24 protein-coding genes are annotated in these 25,717 nt (G+C 23.9%); 3 read left to right on the forward strand and 21 right to left on the reverse strand.

Annotated features, from left to right (window positions below; genetic code table 4):
- Positions 1-121: 121 nt before the first annotated feature.
- From EXC47_RS03360 to pdhA, 19 genes are all read right to left on the reverse strand, one after another.
- A complete protein-coding gene (locus tag EXC47_RS03360) occupies positions 122-790 on the reverse strand; it encodes a DNA adenine methylase (protein WP_129647126.1) in 669 nt (222 codons plus the stop codon).
- Positions 791-921: 131 nt separating this feature from the next.
- Complete coding sequence (locus EXC47_RS03365; RefSeq protein WP_129647128.1) at positions 922-1,158, reverse strand: hypothetical protein; 237 nt, start codon at positions 1,156-1,158, stop codon at positions 922-924.
- A 43-nt stretch (positions 1,159-1,201) separates the two neighbouring features.
- Positions 1,202-1,561 (reverse strand): hypothetical protein, encoded by a 360-nt coding sequence (locus EXC47_RS03370; RefSeq protein ID WP_129647130.1) that lies wholly within the window; start codon positions 1,559-1,561, stop codon positions 1,202-1,204.
- Complete coding sequence (locus tag EXC47_RS03375; RefSeq protein ID WP_129647132.1) at positions 1,542-1,886, reverse strand: hypothetical protein; 345 nt, start codon at positions 1,884-1,886, stop codon at positions 1,542-1,544. The genes EXC47_RS03370 and EXC47_RS03375 overlap by 20 nt, the downstream gene beginning before the upstream one ends.
- A 46-nt stretch (positions 1,887-1,932) precedes the next feature.
- Positions 1,933-2,586, reverse strand: a complete 654-nt coding sequence (locus tag EXC47_RS03380) for a hypothetical protein (RefSeq protein WP_129647134.1) — start codon at positions 2,584-2,586, stop codon at positions 1,933-1,935.
- A gap of 36 nt (positions 2,587-2,622) precedes the next feature.
- Entirely contained in the window at positions 2,623-3,264 is a 642-nt protein-coding gene (locus tag EXC47_RS03385) for a hypothetical protein (RefSeq protein ID WP_129647136.1), read from the reverse strand.
- A 2-nt stretch (positions 3,265-3,266) separates the two neighbouring features.
- Positions 3,267-3,764, reverse strand: a complete 498-nt coding sequence (locus EXC47_RS03390; RefSeq protein ID WP_129647138.1) for a hypothetical protein — start codon at positions 3,762-3,764, stop codon at positions 3,267-3,269.
- Between the two features lie 11 nt (positions 3,765-3,775).
- The gene (locus tag EXC47_RS03395; protein WP_129647140.1) at positions 3,776-4,120 is read right to left on the reverse strand and encodes a hypothetical protein; all 345 of its coding nucleotides are present in this window, start codon (positions 4,118-4,120) and stop codon (positions 3,776-3,778) included.
- Position 4,121: 1 nt separating this feature from the next.
- Positions 4,122-9,074, reverse strand: coding sequence for a hypothetical protein (locus EXC47_RS03400; RefSeq protein ID WP_129647142.1), 4,953 nt, complete (start codon positions 9,072-9,074; stop codon positions 4,122-4,124).
- A gap of 12 nt (positions 9,075-9,086) precedes the next feature.
- Positions 9,087-10,037, reverse strand: a complete 951-nt coding sequence (locus EXC47_RS03405) for an ImmA/IrrE family metallo-endopeptidase (RefSeq protein ID WP_129647144.1) — start codon at positions 10,035-10,037, stop codon at positions 9,087-9,089.
- Positions 10,038-10,117: 80 nt separating this feature from the next.
- A complete protein-coding gene (locus EXC47_RS03410; RefSeq protein WP_129647146.1) occupies positions 10,118-12,946 on the reverse strand; it encodes an Mbov_0397 family ICE element conjugal transfer ATPase in 2,829 nt (942 codons plus the stop codon).
- Positions 12,915-13,988 carry an Mbov_0396 family ICE element transmembrane protein gene (locus EXC47_RS03415; protein WP_129647148.1) on the reverse strand — a complete coding sequence of 358 codons (1,074 nt, stop codon included), beginning with the start codon at positions 13,986-13,988 and terminating at the stop codon, positions 12,915-12,917. Before EXC47_RS03415 ends, EXC47_RS03410 begins: the two co-directional genes overlap by 32 nt.
- Positions 13,989-14,187: 199 nt before the next feature.
- Positions 14,188-14,520, reverse strand: a complete 333-nt coding sequence (locus EXC47_RS03420) for a hypothetical protein (RefSeq protein ID WP_129647150.1) — start codon at positions 14,518-14,520, stop codon at positions 14,188-14,190.
- On the reverse strand, positions 14,520-15,434 hold the full coding sequence (locus EXC47_RS03425; RefSeq protein WP_129647152.1) for a hypothetical protein: 915 nt from the start codon (positions 15,432-15,434) through the stop codon (positions 14,520-14,522). The genes EXC47_RS03420 and EXC47_RS03425 overlap by 1 nt, the downstream gene beginning before the upstream one ends.
- Before the next feature lie 128 nt (positions 15,435-15,562).
- Positions 15,563-17,425, reverse strand: a complete 1,863-nt coding sequence (topA, locus tag EXC47_RS03430) for a type I DNA topoisomerase (RefSeq protein WP_129647154.1) — start codon at positions 17,423-17,425, stop codon at positions 15,563-15,565.
- Between the two features lie 99 nt (positions 17,426-17,524).
- The gene (gene lpdA / locus EXC47_RS03435; protein WP_129647156.1) at positions 17,525-19,714 is read right to left on the reverse strand and encodes a dihydrolipoyl dehydrogenase; all 2,190 of its coding nucleotides are present in this window, start codon (positions 19,712-19,714) and stop codon (positions 17,525-17,527) included.
- A 1-nt stretch (position 19,715) separates the two neighbouring features.
- Positions 19,716-20,633 (reverse strand): 2-oxo acid dehydrogenase subunit E2, encoded by a 918-nt coding sequence (locus EXC47_RS03440; RefSeq protein ID WP_129647158.1) that lies wholly within the window; start codon positions 20,631-20,633, stop codon positions 19,716-19,718.
- Between the two features lie 24 nt (positions 20,634-20,657).
- A complete protein-coding gene (locus EXC47_RS03445) occupies positions 20,658-21,656 on the reverse strand; it encodes an alpha-ketoacid dehydrogenase subunit beta (RefSeq protein WP_129647160.1) in 999 nt (332 codons plus the stop codon).
- On the reverse strand, positions 21,656-22,762 hold the full coding sequence (gene pdhA / locus EXC47_RS03450; protein ID WP_129647162.1) for a pyruvate dehydrogenase (acetyl-transferring) E1 component subunit alpha: 1,107 nt from the start codon (positions 22,760-22,762) through the stop codon (positions 21,656-21,658). The genes EXC47_RS03445 and pdhA overlap by 1 nt, the downstream gene beginning before the upstream one ends.
- A gap of 373 nt (positions 22,763-23,135) precedes the next feature.
- Here pdhA and rpsF point away from each other — a divergent pair, with 373 nt between their 5' ends.
- The 3 genes from rpsF to rpsR are packed head-to-tail and all read left to right on the forward strand — an operon-like array spanning position 23,136 to position 24,399.
- On the forward strand, positions 23,136-23,570 hold the full coding sequence (rpsF, locus tag EXC47_RS03455) for a 30S ribosomal protein S6 (RefSeq protein WP_129647164.1): 435 nt from the start codon (positions 23,136-23,138) through the stop codon (positions 23,568-23,570).
- A 34-nt stretch (positions 23,571-23,604) separates the two neighbouring features.
- Positions 23,605-24,093 (forward strand): single-stranded DNA-binding protein, encoded by a 489-nt coding sequence (locus EXC47_RS03460; RefSeq protein WP_129647166.1) that lies wholly within the window; start codon positions 23,605-23,607, stop codon positions 24,091-24,093.
- Positions 24,094-24,111: 18 nt separating this feature from the next.
- Positions 24,112-24,399 (forward strand): 30S ribosomal protein S18, encoded by a 288-nt coding sequence (gene rpsR, locus EXC47_RS03465; protein ID WP_129647168.1) that lies wholly within the window; start codon positions 24,112-24,114, stop codon positions 24,397-24,399.
- A 92-nt stretch (positions 24,400-24,491) separates the two neighbouring features.
- Here the strand turns inward: rpsR and EXC47_RS03470 are convergent, their stop codons facing one another.
- Positions 24,492-25,196: a purine-nucleoside phosphorylase gene (locus EXC47_RS03470; RefSeq protein WP_129647298.1), complete on the reverse strand. Its 705-nt coding sequence runs from the start codon at positions 25,194-25,196 to the stop codon at positions 24,492-24,494.
- Positions 25,197-25,248: 52 nt separating this feature from the next.
- Positions 25,249-25,704, reverse strand: a complete 456-nt coding sequence (locus EXC47_RS03475; protein ID WP_129647170.1) for a Sua5/YciO/YrdC/YwlC family protein — start codon at positions 25,702-25,704, stop codon at positions 25,249-25,251.
- Positions 25,705-25,717 lie beyond the last annotated feature (13 nt).

Consider the following 25,717-nt stretch of genomic DNA (forward strand, 5'->3'; position numbering starts at 1 on the left):
TTAAATTATACTAAATAAGGAGATTTATATAATTTAAACACAATGATTTATTGTGTTTTTTTTATATTAAAAAGTTAGCCAGTTGGTTACAAACTGTAACGCTTTGGGCTAACTATTTTTTTTAGTAATTGGTAATTAAAATTTCATTGGCATTTTTATCTTTTTCTTTTATTGAAACATTTGTATTAGTATGCTTTAAGTAATGAATTTTTCAATCTGGTAAATAATTTATAAATTCATTATTGTTTTTAAAACTTATAGCTATTTTACATTTGTTTTTTAAACTAAATTCTTTTATAAAATTGAAAAAATCTTCTAAATTTATTTGATGCTTATATGCTTTAAAATTAGAAAAATAAGGTGGGTCAAGGTATAAAAATGTGTTTTGATTGTAATTTTTATTTGATAATAATTCTTTGTAATCTTTATGTGTAATAATACACTTTTTAAGTATCTTATTATAAGTGTTTAACTTATCTCATAAACCGTTTTTAATTTTTGTTTTATATTGTTTTATAGACGCTTTGGAATATGCTCCATAACCATTAAATCTTTTATTATTATCTTCTACATATTCTTTTGTTAAAGGAAAAATCTTATCATAATCATTTATATAAACCTTTAAATCATTATTGATATTTTTAACATTAATTCCAACAATACCTGTTCCACCAAAAATATCATAAAACTCGTTTATATTAGATAAATCAAAATAATTATAAAGTTGATTAAAAAGTCTATATTTTGAGCCTATTAATCTTATAACAGGTTTTATTTTATTGTATTTCATAATATCTTATTTTTAAAATTGATTCTATTTAATAAATAATTAAATTTTGTATTTAAGTAAAATATTCTTTAAAAAAATTTACTTAAATTTAATATACAAATTTTAAGTAAAATAAATTTAACTTAAAAGCGTTAATTTTTAAAATCTATTTCATTAATTTTAAATATATATTTATTTGATAAATAAGTTATTGTTTTAATTTCACTCTTATTAAAAGAATTTATATTATCAAAAGTATTTAAAGGTAATATAACTCAACTACTTGTGTGATGTTTATCTTTTACTAAATATCCAGTCAAAACAGCACCATTTTTAAGCTCAACTTTTAATGTATTATTAATTAAATTATTAATATTTATTTTTTTCATTTGTATTATCTTTCTTAAAAAAATTTGGTAAATTACTTAAATCTTATTCAAGCTTTTTTAGTTTTTCATTTAAACTATTTTTTAATATTTTTAAAACATAACAATTTACTAATATGTTAATTACTGGTAATATAAAACTTAAAAATAATAAAACTAAATAAAATGTATCTTTTATTATTATTTTGTTTTTATCTAAAATTATTTCAATTAATAAATTATTAAAATAAATTACTATTGTAAAAAATGAGAAAATAGATAAAAAGACTATTAATTCAGTAACAAAAATCTTAAATTGATATATGCCAGAAAGAAATAACATCAATATTGTTATTATGGATAAAAGATAATGAAATATAGACAAAATTAAATTAACAAATGTATATTTATATATTTTTTGTTTCATATAAGTAAATTAATCAAGGAATATAACACATTAAGGTATCTACTTCAAAATAACTAAGATTCTGATTTAATATTTCTTCTATTTTATAGGTGATTTTGTCTAAAATAGTCATTCCATTATAATCACCTTTTAAATAAGCGAAATACCCAATATATTCCCCAGATTTTTCATTTTCAGATTGGTGAATAACAATTTTTTTATCTTCAAAATAAATTTTATGAACTCTATATTTAGACTTATTAATTAATTTATCAATACTATTTTTATCTATTTTATTATTATTAAAATTTTCATTTTTTATTGTGAAAAAATATAAGTATTTCATATTGTCCTTTAATTTATTTATCTATAAAATAGCATAATATGATATTTTATTCAACTTTACATATTTTTGTTCTTGTTTTAATTAATGGTTTAATATTTATATAATTAATTTCAAAATCTAGTTTATTTCCGTTGTATTCAAGTCAATTTATTAATTCTTTTTTAGAAATATTTATCAGTTTTTTTAAAATTTCTTTGTTTTTTCTTCTAAAAACAGCAATTAGTTTATCTTGGAAAATTTCAGTTTCTTCTTCATTTAGATTATAAAATTTTGCAGGAGCTTCAAATCAAGCATTTCAAAATTTATCAAAATAACAACATCCATTGTTAATATAAATTAGATAACCGTTTTTATCATTTGATTTTTGTATTTCTATTTCAGCATATCGTGTTATTCTAACAAAATGATTAACTCTATCTCAAAAGTAATTATTTTTTAAAAACTCAATTAATTTTGGATATGAATCCTTATCATAATTCATACAAATTAACTTAAATTCTTTTTCTATATATTCTCAATAATCTGATAATTTCAGATGTCGACATTTTGTCGACACTTCACCTAATAGACCATTATCTGATAAAAAATTATGAATATATAAAAATATTCATTGATATTTTTCTTTTGATACTTTGAATTCATAAAATGGTGTAAATAAAAACGAATTTTTATCTACAAATTCATAATTTAATCTTTTCATATTAAACTCCTTATTTATAGTGTTTTTAGTACATTTTTATATTTTATAAAGTTCTCTTCTCATAATTCTTCCGTATCAATTAGGTATTAATTGATTAACTGTAAAATGAGTTTTAATTCCTTTTTTATCTAAATTAGATGCTATTTCTTTATTAATCAAAGTTAATGTTAATTCTAATATTTTTGAATTAATATTTTTAAATATTAAATTAATTTTTCTAATATATATTTCTAATTCAGTCATATTAAATTTAAAAAGTTTCACTGGATGACTATAAAATACATCAAAAAACTCATTTTTATTTTTAAAAGCATTATTTACATAAATTAATATTAAATTTTCATCAAATTTTGAATATTCATAATCTATACTAACTGAATCAATAACTTTTAATAAATATTCCTTTTTAATAAAACTAATAAATTTGTTTATATCTATTTTTAAGCCGTTTTTGTTGGATTTAATAGTTAAATCTTTTCATAAAACTTTTACTTCGCTTCAAATATTTCTTCAATATTTATGTTTGTTTAATATTTTTTTGTTTTGAATTAATGAAACAATTAAATCTTTAAAATCTCTTTGTAAATGTTTATTATTTGCTTTTGTTAATGATAATTCGTAATAAAAAGTTAATGGATCATTATTTTTAATCTCTGTATCGTATTCATTCATTTTCATTATTACATATTAAACGGTGATAAATCTAAATCAATATCGTGAATATTTTTATTATTTTGTTCTAAATTAGTTTGAATATCTGTTTCTTCTTTTTTATTAAGGTAATTATCAATAATAAAAATAGCAATTTTTCCTAATCTTGAAATAATTTTTAAAGCAAGCGAAGTTTGTAACCCTCATTTTTTAAATGAATCTGAATCCTCTTCCAAAATGGCTTTACATATTTCAAAAGAATTTGCTTCTCTTAAAAGTTTAATAGCTCTATAATGTTGTAATTCTTTAATATCTAATAATGATTTAAAAATTAAGTAATCGTGATATTCTTTAAATCCATACATTTCATTAGTTTTTGGCACTTCAATGATATATACTTTTTGTTTTTCGTTATTGTTGAAGTTGTTTGCGTTAATAACATTAATTAAATATCCTGTACCGTAAGCATCTAAAATTATTTTGTTATTTCTGCTTTTATATACAGTTCCATATTGATAAAATTTCATCTTTACTCCTTTTATTTTTTGTAATAATTTTCATTTATTGTGTTTAATTCTATTTCTATTTTTTTAATTTCATTTTTATTTAATTGTTCGTCTTTTTTTAGGCTTTTTAACGCTTTATCTAATTTTCTTTTTTTACTAATAATTCTTATTTGTAGTATTAAATATATCAACGAGAAAATAAAGAAAATACTAATTGCAAATGTAAATGTAATAACTAATATGATTTGAGTTAAATCAAATTTATTTCATTTTGCTATTAAATCTACTAACGAAAATGGAATAAATAGTCCTAATATAACACCCATAATTCAAAATCACAAGTATTTAATTTTTAATGCTTTTAATGGTTTTTTCATTTTATATAACTTTAACCTTTCTTTGTTTTTTATTTAAAACTAATACAGTCGTAACAATTCCACTTGCCAATAAAACAGCTACAATGGTTGATGAAACTCATATAATCTTTGTCTTTTTGGCTTCTTTTTGCTCTTTTTTAGGGTCAAATGATTCACTTATATAAAAATTAATATTAAATTTATTTTCACCAGTTAAAATTTCTGAATCACTTATTGAATTAAATTTAATTTCTTTTATATTTTTATAAAAGTTTTTGCCGTTTATTACTGTTAAATTGTCTTTTTTGAAAATTTCTTCAAAGAAAGCATCATCTAATAATGGCAAACTTAAATTATTTATAACTTTTACATTAAATTCATCATCTCTTTCAAATACTGAAAGAATATTTTTAATAATTTCACTAATAATATTTTCTTTTATATTTGAAATATATCCGTCTTCAATATAAAAATTAATATCATTAAAACTGTAATTTGATAAATCTAGTCTTTGTTTATTAGAATCTGGTGAATTGCTATTAGTACCGCCAGAATTATCACTATCAGAGTTACTATCACTATTATCATTTTTATCTTTATATGAATCATCATTTAATTCATTTGGATTAATATTACTAAAAATACTTGTTTTTAAACCATATTCGCCTTTTATTGATGAAAATGGGGAAATAAATACAATATTAGTTTTCAATAATCAAAATGAATTAGACAATTCTTTTTCATTAAATATATTTTTTACTAATTCATCAGTTTTTTCTTCTGAATAAGGTTCTTTAATTGTTTTTAATTTATCGTAAATTCCATTTATAACATTTGTAATGTTATTTTTAGTGTAAAAATGGCTAAAAAGATTAATTTTTTCTTCTTTATTAAAATTAATTAATTCTAATTCTTTATCAATAAATTTTCATAAGTTATAAAATATATCTTTTCTGTGATTATTTTTTAATTTATCACTTAAATTAATTCATTTTTCAAAATTAGTTATTGCTAATTTAGTAAATCTATATGCATTTGGATTAGCTTTTATTAGTTTTAACTGTTCTTTTTTGCTTTCAAAAAAGTTATTAACATTAGTTCAATATTCATCGTCATTATCATTATTTAAAACAATTTTAAATTCTTTCATTTGGCTTAATAAATTAGCTAAATCATCTTCATAAAATGTTTTTTTATGGTTAGAAATTAAAATATCTTTATTAGTTTTATCTAATCAATATTTGATTATATCTTTCATAATAATATATTTGCGTTCGATATCATCAAAAGTAGTTTTAAAGACTTTTCATAAATTACTTCTTATTTCATTTTTAGGTAATTTTAGATAATGACTATTACTTGTTATTAAATTTTTCTCAATCATTTCAGAAATTGTTTTATTTAAAACAAAATCTTCATCTTCAACCATTAAAACAATATTTTTAGTAATATTTTTAGTTTTTGATGCTAATTCGTCATCTTTTAAATATTTAGTATATTCTTCTGATGTTAAAGTATCCAAATCACTTAATAAGTTTTTAACTTTAAAGTCTTTTAAATAATTAAACTTAAAATCATAACTTTCGCCATCAATTTCGGTATTCATTATAAAATCATTAATAAAATTATTTCTGGATAATTCTTCTGTTAATCTTTCTTTATCATAATTATCATATGAAATATTATTAATGCTTAAATATTCAAATGGATTACTATATTTAGCTCATTCAATATCTAATTCAAGTGATGAATCATTTATAATAAATCTTTCTTCATCAATTTCAAATATACCTTTAATTGCTATAAATAAGCCATTTTCGCTAAAAACAAAATTCATATTATTAATGTTTTCTAGTATTTTTGAAATACTTATTTCTTTACCATTTAGCATAATATTATTATCATTAACTAAAACAGATTGATTATTAATTTCAAAACTTAATATTTGCGTTTTAATAAATTCTTTTAAATAATCCTGATTATTTTTTCAATCACTTAAAGTTCTATTTGCTAACTTTTCAATTATTTTATCCTTATTAAGATTAATTTTAACAGGTCAATTAACTTTATAACCTTTTAATGATAGTCACTGTGTTAAATCAAGTGATAAGGTTTCTTTATCCTTTATAAAATTAATTATTGTACTAGAATGGTCTAAATCATACTTAAATTTAAAATCAAATATATTTAAACTTAAATCAGGTTGTCATAAAGTTAATTCTTTTTCATTATCATTGTTTAAATAAGTAAATAATTCTGGTTGTAATTCTTTAATCGGATTTGAATCAATATAACTATAAATATTTGCCTCAAATTCGTTATTATTCATTTTTGCTTTTAAAAAGTTAGTTAATAACACTTTATAAACTGTTATTATAGGCTTTTTAGTATATGTATTACTATCAGCGTTATAAATCAATAAATTATTATCAATTAAATACTTTTCAAAGTCATTAATTAATGGATTTCCTTTATCAATTAAATCGCCAAAATGTATATCAAATGAAATATTGTTATAAAGTAAGAAATTTTCATATTGAATTACTAAATTAGAATATGTAAGATTTTCAATATCTAATGACTGATTTTTAATATATTCTCTAAATGAAGTAAAGTATTTAGAATTCTTTATATCATTTATTTTTTTATTATTTTTTAGTTTTTCAAATGCTTTATCTAAAATATTTTTTTGCTCTTCTTGCTTAAATTTTTCATTTGTTTGATAAATAAGATAAAACTTGGTTAATCCTGTTTTTTGAATAGCTTTTAATAAATATCATCCTTCGCCTTTTGGTGTCGTAAAATATAATATTTTTTCTTTATCAACTGGCAAAGTAAAATGATTAGTATTATCAATATTTTCTCCTAATTCATCAATGTTATTACCTAAATAATAACCGTCTATTTGACTAAAACCACTATTAAAGTCTAAAATTAGTCCATTATCAGCAAAAATTGTTTTTACGATTATTGATTCACTTTCTTCTGAAAAATATTCAATTAATTTAAACTCATTTTGTAATTTAGAAATTGTAGGTCATAAATCTAAATTCGGTATTCTTAAAAAGTTTTTATTTAAAGTTCAAATTTGCTCGTATGTTCCTGTATTAGGATTAATTTTAAAATCATAATCAGGATTAGGAATTAAATTTCCATCTTTATCTGTAATTTCTTTAAATTCTTTATTGATAATGTAAGGATTAATTTTTTGAGCTTGATTAAAGTTGCTTTTAGGATCTCAACTATGAAGTTTAAACTCTATTTCATCAAATACTGTATTTATTTCAATTTCTTCAAATAAATTGTTAGTTATTGTAAAAACATTAAAACTACTTTTGTTTATATTATTTAAGTCATCTGTTTCATATACTTTAACCTGAATTTTTAAAGATTTATCATTTGGCTGAATTTCATAATTAAAGCCAGTTAAAGAAACAGGAACTACTTTATCATTGATAATTAATTCTTCATTCCTTTTAGGGCTTAAAATAAGACTTATTAAGGCTTGTGAAAAGAATGTTTTGTTAGGTTTTTCTAATGATTGAATAGAATATTGATTAGATATATTTTGACTATCAGGTTGTGGCACTGATACATTTTCACTTAAAGAAAATATTTTTTGTGTTTGGTTTCCATCATTATTTAATATTTTTGGAACTGTTATATTAAATCTTTCTCATCAAAATGTATTTGCATTTGAATTTTGTGATTTAGGTTTTAAAAGCACTTTTATAGGTTTATTAGGATTATATTCATTAATTCTAACTAATGCGTATGATTTATTTTTTTCAAAAACTAATTGAATGTTTTCAGTTTTAAATAATTCTTTTAAATTATTAAATAAATTCATTTTTTTATAGTTTTTACCTATATTTGAAATATATTCAGCATAATCATTAAATTCGACATTATAGCTATAACTATTATTTTCTTTCACTAATCCTTTTGTTTCTAAAAACTTTTCAAATATATACTCTTTTACATCTTCTTCGTCAATATATGAAATAGTTGTTGAAAAAGTAGGTATATTTTCATTAATTGTTAAGATAATTGGATTTTTAGAAGAAACTAATAATTTATTATTATATTGACTTAAAAAAGGCTTAATTTTGCTATAAAAACCTAAATTAGATAACTTATTAAATTTTTTGCTTAAATAAGTTTCTTTATCTTCTTTTGTTTCTAAAACATAATAGTCTCCGTCAGAAATTACATTAAAATCACTTATTGGTAAATATTCTATCGCAGGTCAAAATTTATCATTATCAATAGTTATAGTGCCTGATTTTGATTCTTTATCTTCATCAGAATGTTCACCACTTGTAGTAGATTCACCTGCAAAATCATCATATTCTTGCAAAGTACCTGTATATGTGCCATAATCATCTTGTGAATCAAAACTAACAGTATAGTTATTATTTGTATAATAAAAATCATCATCAAATTTTCAATTAAAATTATTTTCAAATCTATAATTAAGTTTAAAAGATATAAATTTTGATTTTACTTTGTTTTTTAAAACAGGTATATTTTGAAAACTCAACCAATTTTTTAATGGTCTATAAACATTACTTACATTGAATATATCCTGCTCTGCTACTATAAATTTATTTAATTCTTTTTTTAATTTGCTGTATAAATCATTAAATGATAAATTTTTATAATTATTTATATTTTCTATATTAATTTCTCCATTTTGAGAAAATCAATCACTATTTAAGTTTAAATTAGAAACATATTTTTTTGTATTTACTAATTTATAACTTGAATGACCGTAATAATTTTGTTTATAAAAATTTAGTTGAAAATTATCTGCAAATAATTCTTTTCATAACTTTTGAATATCTACTATTGTTAATATATGTTCTATATTTGAATTACCATAATTTTCAAATTCTGATTTATCTAAACTTATCAAAGGAGTTGATAAAGCTGTTGTAGTTAATATTAAAGGTATTAATTTATCTTTTTTCATAAAACTCCTATTTTAAAGTTTGTAATTATCAATAAAATTATCTAAATTTAATTCTTTAAAAATTGTTCTAGAAGTATTTAAAGCATTATCAATTGATTTAATTCTTTCATCTCTTTTAAATGAAAGAATTTCATCGCTTCATTCTTTAATATATCTAAATGATGATTCTTTTTCTTTTAAACCTAAAATTGCTGAAATTAAATATGCTGATAATTCTGCTTCAAATTCACAAATTCCCCTTTTAGTTTTTTCATAATTATGTTTTAAGAGAAAATGTGATAATTCGTGAAATAAAACTCTAATATTTTGTCTTAACTCATTGTTTGTATTAAACATAATTATAGGGTTATTAGTGTTTTGAACTAATTTACCAGAAACAGTTTTTAGATTTTCATAGTTTACTTTTATATTATATTTTTCTGCTATTTTATTAATTAAATATTCATACAATTTATTGGCTATTTCAATGTTTAAATCATTAGAACTCATAAAATTAAAATAATTAAAATAATCTTTTGGATATTTTTCTTTTGGTAAATCAGTTTGTGTTATGTCAAAAACTGTAAAAGGTCTAAAACCTGCAAATGTTTTATAGATAATATCTTTTTTATTTATATTTTTAAATTGTTCTGGTTTTAACTTTGAAAATGGAACTAATTTATTATCTAAATTAATAAATTTCGTTGATTTAGGTGCCAAAAGCCATATAGCTTTTTCACCCTTTTTTATGTTTATATTTTCTTTATTTCAAGCAGAAAGTGTTTTAACTATACTTGCTTTATTTTTTGAAATAATATAGTTATTTCTAACGCTGTAATGATTTGCTAAATAAGGTAAAAATGAATCTCATTTATTAGGATCTAATATAAACTCATCTAACTCTTTATCAATAGTTTCAACATCATCAAAAAGCTTTTCTTTGGTAGTTTGTTTAGTAGTTTCTTTGGTAGTATCTTTATTCATATCCAACTCCTTTTAGACTTCATTTTGAGCTTCATTTGAAGCCTAATATAAAGCCTTAAATTAATATTTATTTAATTTATTTAAAAAGAATTAATTAAATTGTCTTTAAATTCAACTAAAAAGTTTAAATAATTCATATATGTAATATAAGTTGATAAATTGCTTTCTATCGTCTCAATTTCTTTGTTATAGCCTATTATTAACTCTTCTTTAATGTCAGTTTCATTTAATTTGTTTAATAATGAATTGATGTCATTTTTTAATACTTTAATATGTTTTTTAAATACAGTAAAGTCATCAAAAAGTAAATCTTTTTCAAAATCATTGTAATTTATAGCTATTTGGTAATGTTGTTTGTCATTTAAGAACATCAAACATTCTCCTGTTTTTGCATTTGAAATGAATTTAAGCTCTTGTTCAGTTAGCGATTGGTTAGTTTTATATAAATCCTGAATCGAGTTTAAATCTAATTGCTTACAGTTAAAAAAGAATGAATATTGTATATTTCCTAAAATTTTGCTTGCGTTTTGTGAAATATCTACAACATTTTGAGTAGCTAAAATTATTGAACCATTAAATTTACGAATTGTTTTAGTAGTATCTATAACAAATTCTCTAAGTTGCGGTGTATTATCCTTTAATGCGAAATGTGCTTCATCGATAAAAAGCACTGTTTTATAGTATTGTTTGTTAATTGAGTTAATACTAATTTTAGTATTTATTATTTTAAGTAATAAATAAATTTGAGCTAATGCTGATGCTTGATTTTGCTGTGCTAAAAGTTTTTTAACATTAAAAACAATAAATTTATTGTTTAAATTAATATTGCTTTTAGCATTAAAGATGTTTTTATAACTTCTTTGTTCTTGGAAAAAGAATTTGAACTCTTTAACTAATTTTGCAATTGGAATTTCGTAAATATGCTTTTCTAATTCATTTTCAAAAGTAGTCTGCTGTAATTCAATTATAAAATTATCTATTAAAGGTCATTTTTTAACTTTTCTTAATTCTTCAATTGTTTTACATTCATAAAATTTATGCTTAATATAAAGATTTTTTAAAGCCTGTTTTATTACAATTAGCTCTGTTTTAGAGATATTTTGGAATAAAATTTCAAATCAAGATGATACAAACTCTATATGATTATCTATTACATTATAAACTTTGATATTTTCGTCATTAAACTCGTTAATTTGAATTTCTAATGGATTAATAACCGTTTTATTACCGTCTTTTAAATCAATTAATTGACCTTTTACTTGATTACATATTTTGTTGTATTCATTTTGTGGGTCAATAATTAAAATTTGAGCTCCGTCATAATATTCATTAAGTAACATTTTTTTACTTAAAGTTGATTTACCGCCACCAGAAGTACCTATGATGATAGCGTTATTGTTTCTTCTAAAAGCATTTCTATAAAATAAGTCAAAAAATACAGGTGAATTATCTTGTAATTGAGTTGCTAAAATAAAATCATTATTATCATTTAATATTTCTAAATTTCAAGGTCAGCCGTAAGCCACTAATTCTGGTAAGGCTTGAATTGAAGTATTTAAGATATCAGTGGAAGGTAATTGTGTTTGATTTCAAACTTTAAATTGCTCGTAATTGAATTTACTTAATTTAATTTTTTCTTTAAAAGCATTATTTTCATTAATTTTTTCCAATTCATTTAATTCTTTAACATTATTACCTTTATTTAAAAAATAAATTGAAACATCCATTAATGGTTTAGTTTGATATTTAACTATATTTTCAGTCATTTCTGTAAATATTTCATATTCATATGCTTTCTTTTTATCTCTTAAAAAATGATGTGAATTTTCAGATGCTAATGCACCTAATTTTCTATTGGCACTTTCTAATAAATGCTCCGCATTTTTTAATGAAAGCTTATTTAAATTAAGAATAACATTAGAATTTGAATCATAAACAGTATTAATTCAACCATTATCAACTTCATAATCAAACTCTTTAATAGCTTGTAATGAATATAAATAATCGTTTAATTTAAAGTGATTTTTAGCAAATTCAACTTGTTTATAGTCTAATAAGTCAATTAACTTAACTATTTTAGAATCATAATTTAAGATTTTTAACTCAATATCGTTATAAGTTGAATTTAAACCATAAAAATTATTAAAAAATAAAACTGTTTCTATTTGATTTTGGTCTAATACTAAAAAATTAGAACTTTCAAAAGCAAATTTGACATTTGAAATGTTTTCATTTAATGCAAATTCATTTTCACCATAAACCAAAATGTAATATTCTTGATATTTTTGATTTTTAAAACTTAATAAATCATTTTGTTTAGCTAAAAGATAATTTTGACTATCTTCATCCTTAAATTTTTTCAATTTTTCATCAATTGAAAATATATTTTCTCTAAACTCATTTTGATTATTAATTTTAATTATATTAATTGAATCATTTATATTACCTATATTTGATGCTAGTGTTGTTAATAAATCTTCCTGAATGTTATTATCGTATTTAAAAATAGAATTTCCATTTAGTTTTAATAATTTAGCATAATATTCTTTTTTAGTTTTATTTGCTGGTTCTGTTTTTAACACTCCATTATCATCAATTGTTTTAAAAACTAATAAGTTTTCAATTTCATTTTGATTAAATTTCTTTTTACTACTTAAAAACTTTAATCATATTCAAAATATTTGATAAACCTTATATGAAGTATTTTTAACATTTAAAAATAAAAGCATTATAACAGGAATAAAAGCTACTGGAATAATTATTTTGTATAAAGAACTAATTTGTGGAAATCCAAAAATTACTATAACAAAGTCTAATATGACTAAAATAAAGAAAAGTATTAAATCATATCAGGCCATTGATTTAAAAATATTAAATCTAGCTCTTTTTAGTGGTTTTGCTTGTAACATTATCTTTTTTTAATCCTTTCAAGGCGTCAAATAATTTAACAAATCAAGGTTGCATAGCTTTTTTAGCTTGATTTTCGGCAGAAGATTTATTTAAGTTATTTTTTGTTCTTTGTTTAGAGAACATTTGATTATTTTTATTAATAACATTCTTTTCGCCTGAAATAGTTTTTGAATCTTTTGCGTTTTTGGTTTTAACATTTTGTTTATTTGTTTCTTTTTGTTTTTTAGATTTAAGTTTTAATTTAGCGGGACTTTCAGCAAATTGGTCTAAATTAAAGAAATACATTAATCTTGTAACCATAGCATCTACACCAAAAGTCATTCCAACTAAAATAGCGATAGATAAAATTGATGAAACTATATCTTTTAATAATTCGTATTGTGGATTGCCTAAAATATCTGTTATTAAGAGTGGAACTTGTTTAAATGTTGTTTCAATTAAAAATAAAAACAATAATAAACAAACTAAAACAATAAAAGTAGTTAAAACACATTCAATAAACTTAACAAATCACTTTTTAAGTGTTTCGCCAGCATCATTTGTTCCTTGTGCCACAGCAGGCGGTAATCATAATAAATAAACAAATTCAAATGCAACTGCTTTTACTACTCTTAAAAAGAGATTTAACATAACTCAAATTACTGCTAAAAATGATAAACAAAGCTGTATAACTAATAATATTGAGCTTGAGCGTAAGTTTCTTCAATCTTCAAATTCTAGGCCTTTATAAGTGTTTTTTACGGTTATTCAGGCTTGATGACCTTGCGAAGCATTTTCTCATTTGGGTTCTAAAACATCAAATAAAAATGATGTAATAGATGTATCGCTACTATTTAAAAGTGCTGATTTAACAAATTGATAAATTATGACAAAGAATACCATTAAAAGCCATATTAAGATAGGAATACCTATCATAATGATTAGCGATAATAAACCCCTTTTTAAAGATTCTTTAAATAATAGTTGATTTTCAGAATCTTTTTTAGCTTGCATTAATCTATAAAAGATTATTCCAATAATAAAAGCAAAACTTATTGCCATTATTGTGAAAAACCTAATGAAAAATGTGCTTGTAAAGTCTATCGTGTATCCGCCAAAAAGAATATAAATTGGTAATTTTAAAGCTATAAATTCTAATGTAGAGTAAATAATATGTAATATTCAGGCTGGGAGAAAAACTAATATATATCATAAAGCTGTATATATTCCCCAGCCGACATTTTCGAGTAATCATTGCATATTAATTATTTGGGATTATTTTTTTAGGGTCAAGTATGCTTCAATTTGTAGAAGCCATTGTAATTAAGAAAATTATGGCTAATAGTAAAACTACCACACCAGCGATATATCAATAAAGCTTTTTAATTTCCATTTTATATTCATCTGGTTTTGTTTTTGAAACTGCTAAAAATCTTTTAACAAGCATAATTACAGCTCAAATTAAGAACGCAGAAGCTATTAAAATTGCTGGTACAGTTATAGCTGCTAAAATTGTTTGAAAACCACCTGTAACTGATTTTCCAATTTCGCCTGCTAAATTTGTGTTGCTTTCTTCAAATAATATTTTTGTCATTAAATACCATCCTTTTTGTGTTTAAAAATGTCATTTAATAATTTATAGCCTTTTGTATTCTTTTTAACTTTAAAATATGGTCGTCGATTAACAGTATCTTTAAATTTATCTATCCACTTTTGTTTAGTTATAAGCATAAATTCCATATTAATTTTGCTTAAAGCGATATATATTCAAAGTGCTTCATCATAATCATTTGAAAAAATTGAATTTGAAAACTCGTATGAAATAGTAAAGTTGTTGTTTTTTAATTCTTCTTTAAAATCAAATAATCAAATTACATAATTTAATATCTCTAAAAGTTTATTTGCGTCATAAACTCTTACATTTTTGTTAGCAAAAACTCTTTTACAAGTTCCAAAAAAGATTTGTTTAATATTTTTAGAAGCACTATCAACTTTTGAATTAAAAATATTTTGAATAATTAAAATTAATTTTTCAGTAATTTTAACAGCTAAATCTTTTTCAACATTTGAATTAAACGCATAAACTAATCTCATTTTTGCGTTATATGGTAAGTTTGATGAGTTTGTTTCATAACAAAAAGTAGGATAAAAATATCTTAAAAAGGTCATTTCTTTGTTATTTTTATTGTTTAAATCATCTTTACTAAAAACTTGGTTAAAGTATCTTAATAATGTTAAAAATATTTCTTTTCCATTAAAATCAATGTCTATATTAATAAATCTTGTATGTTCCCCGGTAGAACAAATATAACTTTTGTTTTGAGAAATAGCATCAATTAATGAAGACAATTTCATAGTATTTAATTTCTTTTCTTTTTCAACTACATTTTTATGAAAAAGAAAATTCATTTTTTTAGCATCTAAATTTGTTGGTTTTTGCTCGTACTTTTTGTAAAAAATATAAAAATTAGAACAATATTTATCTCTATTTCAAATTTTGTAAAGCATTCCAACCTCTTTTCGTACTAAAAATTTAAAAAAACATTTTCCCAAAAAATAAAAACTTTTAAAAAAATAAAAAATAGGTATTTCTACCTACTTTGTTTTCATTCCCCCAAAAAATAATGTTAAAAACATTATTTTTTTGATCATTTTTTTCTTCAAATTTTCTTAGCGTTTCTATTATTTTCTTCATCATTTTCTAAACTTGCTGTGTGTCTACAATTTGGAAAATTTTTACAAGCTATAAATCTTGTGCCTTGTTTGTTCTTTCTAATTAACAACTGGCCACCACAATTTGGGCAAGGATATTCAATTAATTCTGGGTCAATTGCTATATTTTCCATAGTTTCTGAAGCTTGGTCATAATTAGTATTGAATTTTTTATAAAATTCATCCATTAAAGGTGTAACGCTTATTTCATCATTCGCAATTAAATCTAAGTTTGCCTCTACCTCAGCTGTATAACCTTCATTTATTATATCCGGAAAACCATTGACTAATTTATCAATTACTATTTTCCCAAAATCAGTAGGGTGCAAACTAGAATTAATATTTTTTACATATTCTCTATCTAAAATAATCTTCACTGTTGAGGCGAAAGTTGAAGGCCTACCGACTTTTATTTCATCTAATTTTTCAATTAGTGAACCTTCAGTGTATCTTGCAATAGGTTTTGTTTCATGATCTGAAATTATAAAATCTTCTACTATAATTTCTTGATTTAATTTAAAATCAGGATCTTTTAAATCTTGAGGTTCGGATTTAATCACATAATATCCGTTATAAATTACTTTACTTGTACCCAATTTAAAAATTAAATTATTTTTATTTAAAAAGTAAACTTTGCTTTCTCTAATCGGAGATTTTATTAAAGCTTGTAATGTAGTTTCATAAATTAGTTTATAAATTTGATATGTAGCATTATCTAAATCATATTTTATTTTTGCTTGATCAGGTGTTAAATTTACGTCTGTAGGCCTAATAGCTTCATGAGCATCTTGATCACCTGAAAAACCTTTTATTTCATCTAAAATATAATCTTTTCCAAATTTTTCAGAGATATATTTTCTTGCTTTATCTATAAAATCTTGGCTAAGTCTTGTGCTATCAGTACGTGGATAGCTTATTAAACCACCGTCTCCAAAACCTTCATATAATTTTTGCGCTGCAGCTTGTGTGACACTAGAAGTAAAAGGACTCTTTTTATACAAAACAGCCTGTTTTAAAGGTGTTATCGTAGAAAGTTTTTTCTGTGAAATTTTAATATCATTCACAATAAGTGTTTTAGGTTTAATTTCTAAAACTTTTTTTATTTCTTCAAGTTCATTTGGGTATACTCATTCTTTTTCACCGCTAATATGTTCATCATTAAATATATTTGCAATAAGATCATCATTTATTTTTGCTTCAGCTTTGTGATATTTAACAGGAATAAATTTTTCAATTTCATTTTCTCTATCAACAACTAATTTTAAAGCTATTGATTGAACTCTACCAGCACTTGGATTTGTAGGAGAATTAGAAACTTTTTGTTTCATAAGTTGACTCAATCTAAAACCTATTATTCTATCCAACATTCTTCTTGCTTTTTGAGCTTCAATTAATGGAATATTTAACAAACCTGGATGATTAATAGCGTTAAGAATAGCTTCTTTTGTTATTTCATTATATTTTATACGCGCATACTTTGATTCGCATTTGAGATATTTTACAAGATGTTCACCTATTGCTTCACCTTCACGATCAGGGTCAGTCGCAATGTAAACAAATTCTGAATCTTTTACAGCTTTTTTTAATTTTTTAACAACATCATTTTTTGCGCTATCTAAAATATATTGTGGTTCTCAATTTTCTAAATCAATTCCTAATCCCATAGGACCTTTGGTACTCAACTTTGCAATATGTCCAACAGAAGCCATAACTTCATAATTTTCACCTAAATATTTTTTAATTGTATTAACTTTATTTGGAGACTCTACTATAACTAATTTACTCATATTATTAATTTATAGCATTTTTTTACAAAAATTTATGTTTTTTATAATAAATTTAAGAAAAAAACACAATATTTTTATAAATACTGTGTTTTAAAAAAATTATTTTTTATGTTTTTCTAATTCTAATTTAAGTTCTGCTGAACGAGCAGCTTCTCATAATATTTCGCCATATGTTGGGTGAGGATGAATTGTATAAGTTAATTCTTTAACTGAAACTTCTTGTTCAATAGCAAGCGCTATTTCTGAAATATAATCAGTTGAATTTGCTCCAATAATGTGAGCACCTAAAATTTGACCATATTCCCTATCAACAACAAGTTTTGCAAAACCAGTTGTTGCGCTTGTAGCTATTGATTTTCCTAAATAACTAAATGAATATTTAGTTGAAAATGCATCATATCCTTTTTCTTTTGCTTGTTCTTCTGTTAAACCGACAATAGCAATTTCTGGACTTGTAAAAATACATCCTGGAACAGGTTTGTTAACGTAATTTTTAACACTTTGATCGCCGCGAATATTAGCAACAGCAATAAGTGCATGATTATAAGCAACATGCGCTAGCATGTTTTGACCTACTAAATCACCAATAGCATATACATTTTGAACATTTGTTCTCATATATTCATCTACAACAACTTCTTTCATTTTACCAAGTTTTATACCAACTTCTTCAAGTCCTTCAGATGCAGGCACACGACCAACAGCTAATAAGTATACACTTGCTGAAATAGTTTTAGTTTCGCCCTTGTGTTCGTATTCTAATTCGTCTTTTTCATTAATTCCAGTGCTTGAAGCATTGAATATAATTTCAATACCTTCTGCTTTTAATGATTTTTCTAATTCTGCTACTACATCCTTGTCAACTCCAGGTAATAAGTGATCTTCTCTTTGTAAAATAGTTACTTTACTTCCAGAGGTTGCAAATACTTGTGCAAATTCAACACCAATAACACCACCTCCTATAATAACTATAGATTCAGGAAGTTTTTTATCATAATTAATAGCTTCTCTTGAAGTTATTAATTTTCCAGTTTTATAGCCATTTTCAAATCCCTTAACTTGCATTAATCTTCTTGAATGACTACCTGTTGCTAAAATAATATTTTTACCTTTGTAAACTTTTCCGTTTACTTCAACTTCATGTGCACCAACAAATTTAGCTTCACCATCAATAATTGAACATTTTGATGATTTCATTAACATTTTTACAGAACTAGAAATTTGGCTAACAACTTTAGCTTTTCTTTCATGCATTTTAATTCATGTTTGATTTTTGTCTATTTTTAATTTGTCAAAATTACCTATAATACCGTATTTTTCGGCATGATTTATTTTATCTAAAACATGGATTGACTCAAGCATTGCTTTAGTTGGTATACATCCAATATTTAAACAAACACCACCTCAAAATTCTTTTTCAATAATAAGTGTTTTTAATCCAGATTTACCGGCTTCTTCAGCAGCTAAATAACCACCTGGGCCAGAACCAACAATTATAACATCAAATTCTTCATCAATTTTTCCACTAAATATTTTTCCAGTTTCAAATAAATTGTTTGAATTTGTTTTTGTTTCTTCTTTTACAACATTTTCTTTCGTTTCACTTGACTTAGAAGAAGAAAAATTAAAGTTTAAATCAATTAATTCGTTTGAATTTGGTGCATCACCAACTAAACATTTTTCTTCTTCGACAGGAGAATTTTCTTGTTTATTTTCTGTTGTTAATTGTTGACCATCTCCCTCATGTTCAATTAAAAATATTTCTTGACCAACATGAATAACATCACCTTTATTCATTTTTATTTCTTTAATAATACCTGTAACTGGTGATGGAATATCTGAAGCTACTTTATCAGTTTCAACACTAAATAATGAGTCACCTTCATTAACTTTATCGCCAACTTTTACAAAAATATCTCCAACAGTTCCTTCATGTAATCCTTCACCAATATCAGCAAATTTAAATGAAAAAATAGATTTTCCTGTTGATGTTGTTTGTTTTAATTCCTTAATTTCTTCTTTTTTAGACTCTATTGTTGTTTCATTATTAGAAGAACCGTCATCAATGACAAATATTTCTTGGCCAACATGAATAACATCACCTTTAGCCATTTTTATTTCTTTAATAATACCTGTAACTGGTGATGGAATATCTGAAGCTACTTTATCAGTTTCAACGCTAAATAATGAATCACCTTCATTAACTTTATCGCCAACTTTTACAAAAATATCTCCAACAGTTCCTTCATGTAATCCTTCACCAATATCAGCAAATTTAAATTTATACATATTAATAAACTCCTAATACTTCTGGATTTTCTAATAATTCTTTTATTCTTGATGCAAATCTACCGATTTCGGCACCATCTATTCAACGGTGATCAGCAGCAACTGTTAAATACATAACTTTTCCTGGAACAACTTGTCCTGCTTTAACAACAGGTTTATCTATAATGGCACCTACACCAGCTATAGCTAATTCTGGATAATTAATAACAGGAACTCCTCATAATGAACCAACTGACCCATAATTTGTTATTGTAAATCCAGCACCTTTCATGTCAACAGGTTTCAATGTTCTGTTTCTTGCAGCACCTGCTAATCTTGTAACTTCTTTAGAGGTTTCGATAATACTTAATTGATCTGCGTTATGAATAACTGGGGCCATTAATCCTGATTCAGTATCAACAGCTATACCTATGTTTATATTTCCAGGAAAATCTAATGTTTGGTTAGTTTCATTATATTTGGCAGTAAATTGTGGAAATTCTTTTAAAGCTATTGAAGCGGCTTTTATAATATATGGTAAAAATGTTAATTTCACGTTTTCTTTTGCAAGAACTAAATCCTTAATTTTCGCTCTAATATCTCATAATTTAGTCATATCAATTTCATGTACTAAATTTGTATATGCAACATTATCTCATGAGTTTGTCATATTTTTAGCAATAGCTTTTCTTAATGGTGTAACTGGTTTAGAATATGCTTCACCTGAAACAAAGCTTTTAACAGGAGCTTGCGTTTGTTGAGAAGGTTGGTTAATTGACTGTGTTTCTTGAGTTTTAACTGAATTTGATGATTGATTTTTAAAGTTTTTTATGTCTTCAACTAAAATTCTACCGTCTAGTCCAGAACCTTTTACTTGGGTAATGTCAATACCTAAACGACTTGCCATTGCTCTAGCAATAGGTGTTGATTTAATTTTCATATAATTGTCCTCCGTACCTATAAATTAGTATTTAAAGTCCATAATTTCTTTAATTTTAGCTAAAACTTTTTCATCATTTATGTTAAATAACATTTCACCTTTTGCTAAAGGAACAGTCACATCATAACCAGTAACACGCATCATTGGAGCTCTTAAATATTCAAAACATTTTTCATTTACTCTTGCCATAATTTCAGCTGAAACTGAAAATGATTTAACGGCTTCATGAACAACTAATAATCTTCCAGTTTTTTTAACACTTTCCATAATTGTTGGAAAGTCCATAGGTTTAATAGTTCTTAAATCGATTAATTCAATTGAAACGTTTGGATTAACTTCTTTGTATTTTTTAATTGCACTAATACAATCAAAAACTTGTGCACCATAGGTAACAATTGTTAAGTCTTCACCTTGTGTTAAAACGTTAGCCTTACCAATTTCAACTGTATAGTACCCAGCAGGAATTTCTTGTTTACCAGCTCTATATATTTTTTTATTTTCTAAAAATACAACAGGATCTGGATCATTAATAGCAGCTAATAATAAACCTTTTACATCATGTGGAAAAGCAGGCATAACAACTTTAACTCCAGGAACATGAGCATAAATAGCTTCTAAAGCTTCTGAGTGGTGTTCCATAGCTTTAATTCCACCACCCATAGGCATTCTCATTACCATAGGAACTGAAAAACGGCCTCTTGATCTATTTCTTCAACGAGCAGCATGTGTAAACATTTGTTGCATAGCAGGATATGAAAAACCTTGGAATTGAATTTCAACAACAGGTTTCATTCCACTAATAGCAGCACCTATTGCTACACCAGCTATAGCAGCTTCACTAATTGGAGCATCAAATGATCTATGTTTTCCATATTTTTTTTGCAATCCTTCGGTAGCTCTAAAGACACCACCTTCAACACCAGCATCTTGCCCATATGAAATAACTCTTTCATCTTTTTCCATAGCAATATCTAAAGCATTATTAACAGCTTGCACATTATTTACGGTAATTTTATCAGACATTATTTACCTCCTTTTAAGCTTTCATAATATTTAATAGCTTCTGCTTTTTGTTCTTTTAAATCATCATCTAACTCTGCATATGTGTAATCAAAAATATCTTCTAATTTTGTATCTATTTTTGTTAATGATTCTTCATAAGTTTTTTTAACTTGAACTAATGCTTCTGCTCAAATAGTTTCTTTTAAATCATCAGTAAGAATTTTTTGAGTTTTAAGATAGTTTTCAATTATATGCATTGGTTCTCATTTTTCATTTTCTTTTTCTTGTTCTTCTGTTCTGTAAAGTTTTGGATTATCACTTGTAGTATGAGGTCCTTGTCTTCATGTTAAAAATTCAACAATAACAGGCTTACTTTCATTTCTAGCATATTCAATTGCTTCTTTAATTGCAATATATGATGCTAATAAGTCATTACCATCAACTCTAATTCCTGCGCAACCAAAGGCATGAGCTTTAGCAGCAATTGTACTACTTACTGTTTCTTCTGAGTTAGGAGTGCTTATAGCTCATTGATTGTTATTTACGCAAAATACAGCTGGTCATTCTTGAACTGCTGCAAAGTTAATACCTTCAGCAAATTCACCTTCTGTTGTTCCACCATTACCAATAAATGAAACAGCAACTCCACCAGTTTTTAAGTATTTTTGACTTAAAGCTATTCCAGCACATTGACTAATTTGTGTACCAATAACAATGTTTGGAGGTAAAACATTAACATCTTTTGGAATATTATTTCCTCATTCTTGACCATTTCAATATAACATTAAATTGACCATAGGAACACCTAAACGCAACATAGCAGCATTTGATCTAAAAGCAGGAACAAATCAGTCTCTTTTTTCCATTGCCATACCAGTTGCAACTTGTAATGCTTCTTCACCTAAGTTAGGTGGAAATGTAAGCATTCTACCTTGTCTTTGCAATTGAAGCATGTATGTATCTTGTTGTCTAGATAATACCATTCATTTATAAGCATCTAATAATTCTTCTTTTGATAAAGGAGACTTAAATTTGCTATCAATTAAATTCCCATCGATATCTAATATTCTTATAATATCTTCTGGTTTGTCCATTATTTTTTTTACATCAACATATTTGTATTTCATAATGACATCCTTCTTAATATATTTGTAAATTTGATTAAAATAAAATTAGTCTAATAAAAGACTATATAAATTATATTATTATTAAAATATAAATTAGCAAAATTTGAAAAAGTTTAAAATTTATGCTATATTTTCCATATTTTTCATTTTTTTTATTTTTTTAATTTGAAAAACAAAAAAAATTACTTATATTACTATTATTTTTATTTTTTTACTAAAATAACTTTTTTATAGTATTTCTAGTAAAAATATTTATTTTATATGTTTTTTTCAATTCTTATAATATAATATATGTGAGTATTTTATATATAGATATTTTTATTGGGAATACTCCTTGACTATTTTAGTCCTGAAGTCCATAAGGAGATAAGAAATGAACAAATATGAAATTATGTTAATTCTTGACCCAGCTGCAGATGCTTTACAAGCAACTCAAATTGTTGAAACAGCATTTGGTAAAACAGCAGTTAAGAAAGCAGAAAAATTAGAATTATCTAATTTAGCATACCCAATCAATAAATCATTAAAAGCACAATACATGGTTTATTTAGTTGAAGGTGAAGCAAACAAAGTTGCTGAATTTACAAGAAGAAGTAATATAGCTAAATTTATTTGAAGACAATTAGTAATTAATTTAGATTCAGAAAAAGGGTTTAATAAAGTTAAAAAAGTACACAAAAATGTATTAAGCAAAGAAGCAAGACAAGTAAAATCACAAGGTACTAAAAAATTAGTTGAAGGTATTGAAAAAGCATCTAAAACTAGAACAGTTAAAAAAGAATCAACTAAAAAAGTTGATGCTGAATAGTTTATATAATTAATCAATTAAAGGAGGCATTGATATGAATAAAGTTATATTAATTGGTAGAATAGCTAATGATATTAAATTAAATTATACTCAAAGTGGTACACCGTATATCAGAGCAACTATTGCTGTGAATAGAAGACAAACATCAAGAGAAAATCAACAAACAGATTTTATTTCTTTGGTAGCTTGAAGAAATACTGCTAGTTTTATGAGTCAATATGTTAATAAGGGATCTTTAGTTTCTATAGAAGGCCAACTTACTGTTTCTCAGTTTTCTTCAAAAGAAAACGGTCAAATAAATAGATCAACTGATGTAACAGTTGAAAATATTTCATTATTAGAACCTCGTTCTGTTATTGAAAAAAGACAAGGAAGTGTTCAAAATATTAATCCTCAAACAAATAATTTCTCAAATAATGTAAAGTTTAATCAAGATATGTCATATGATGAAAATAATTTTCAATTCGAACATGAAAATGAAAGTTCAAAACATGATCTTGGTTTTGACTTTGACAATGATTAATAAAATAAGGAGTTTCAAATGATTTTTAAGAAAAAAAGAAATAACTTTAAGAAAAGATGCGAACTTTGTGAATTACATATTCAATATGTTGACTATAAAAATGTTGACTTTTTAAATAAATATATTACTGGTACAGGAACAATTAAACCTCATTTAGCAACAGGTACTTGTGCAAAAGATCAAAGAAAAATAGCTATGGCTATTAAAAGAGCACGTTACATGGCACTTATGCCTTATTTAAAAGAAAGAGTACGTGTTTTAACACCAACTTCTAAAAAAGAAACAGTTAAAAAAGAAGAAAAATAATATTTAACTTAATTTTCATTGGATACAAAAATCCAATGATTTTTTATATTAAAAAGACAAGCTTAATAAACTTGTCTTTTTATCTAAAACAACTATTTTATAGAATTAAGAGCAATTTCAAACATTGTTGAAAACTCTGATAATCTTTCATCGCTTGTCATATTTGCACCTGTTATTAAGTTTTCAGAAACACTTAATAATGCAGCCGCTTTTTTATTGCATCTTTTTGCAGTAGCAAATAATGCAAAACATTCATTATCAACAACTTGACAATTTGTTTTTTCTATAGTTTCTTCTAATGGTCTTAAACTATAGAAAACATCTGTTGAATGACAAGCTACTTCTACTAAATTAACATTCATATTTTTAGCAGATTTTCTAAGCTCATCTAAAATTTCTTTAGATGGATAAGAATTATGTTCTTTTTCTCCGGTCATTAATTCAATAAATCCTAATCCATCTGCATATGCTCTATTAACTAAAACTGGTTGTTTTGCATCTAATTCTTCTATATATGAACCAGTAGAACCTACTCTTATAATTGTATCAACATCATAAAAACTAAATAATTCGTAAGCATAGATACCCATTGAAGCAGCACCCATACCGCTAGCTCCAATTGTAACTTCTTTGCCTTTGTATGTTCCTGTAAAAAAATACATATTTCTAACAGAAGAAACAAGTTTAGGATTTTCTAAAAAATTTTTAGCCATATATTCAGCTCTTAAAGGATCGCCTGGCATTAAAACAATTTTAGCTATTTCGCCTTTTTTACAACTTATATGAGGTGTTGGAATTGACATTTTATCTCCTTTATAATTAAAATTACTTTAATAATTAAATTATAAATTATCTTATTCACTCTTTTGTATCTAAATTATAAATTTTGCTTGGATTATTATTTGGCTTGCCAAAGTTATATATATTTTTAATAGCTGGAAAAACTTTTTTAGCTTCTGAAATTTCAATTGGCTTTTTACCTGAAATATTTGCACTAGTAACATACATAGGACCGTTTTTTAATAAAAATTTTATTAATCGTTTTTGGTTAGGCATTCTAAAACCTTGATTATTTATAATTATAGAATATGCTCCAGGTCAATATTTATTAGCAAATTCGGTTGCTTCTTCATTTCATTCATTAAATGATTTTGCTTGTTCAATTGAACCTACTAAAATCATAATTTTTTTACTAATATCCCTTTTTTTAAGGTGATACAAGCATTTTAAAGTATTATCGTTTATTGGACCGCCAATACCATTAACAGTATCTGTTGTTGTTATAAAAATATCATCAAAATTCATTTGACCTTCTTTT

Origin of the sequence: Mycoplasmopsis maculosa, from assembly GCF_900660665.1 — a bacterium.
Lineage (GTDB): Bacteria > Bacillota_I > Bacilli_A > Mycoplasmatales > Metamycoplasmataceae > Mycoplasmopsis > Mycoplasmopsis maculosa.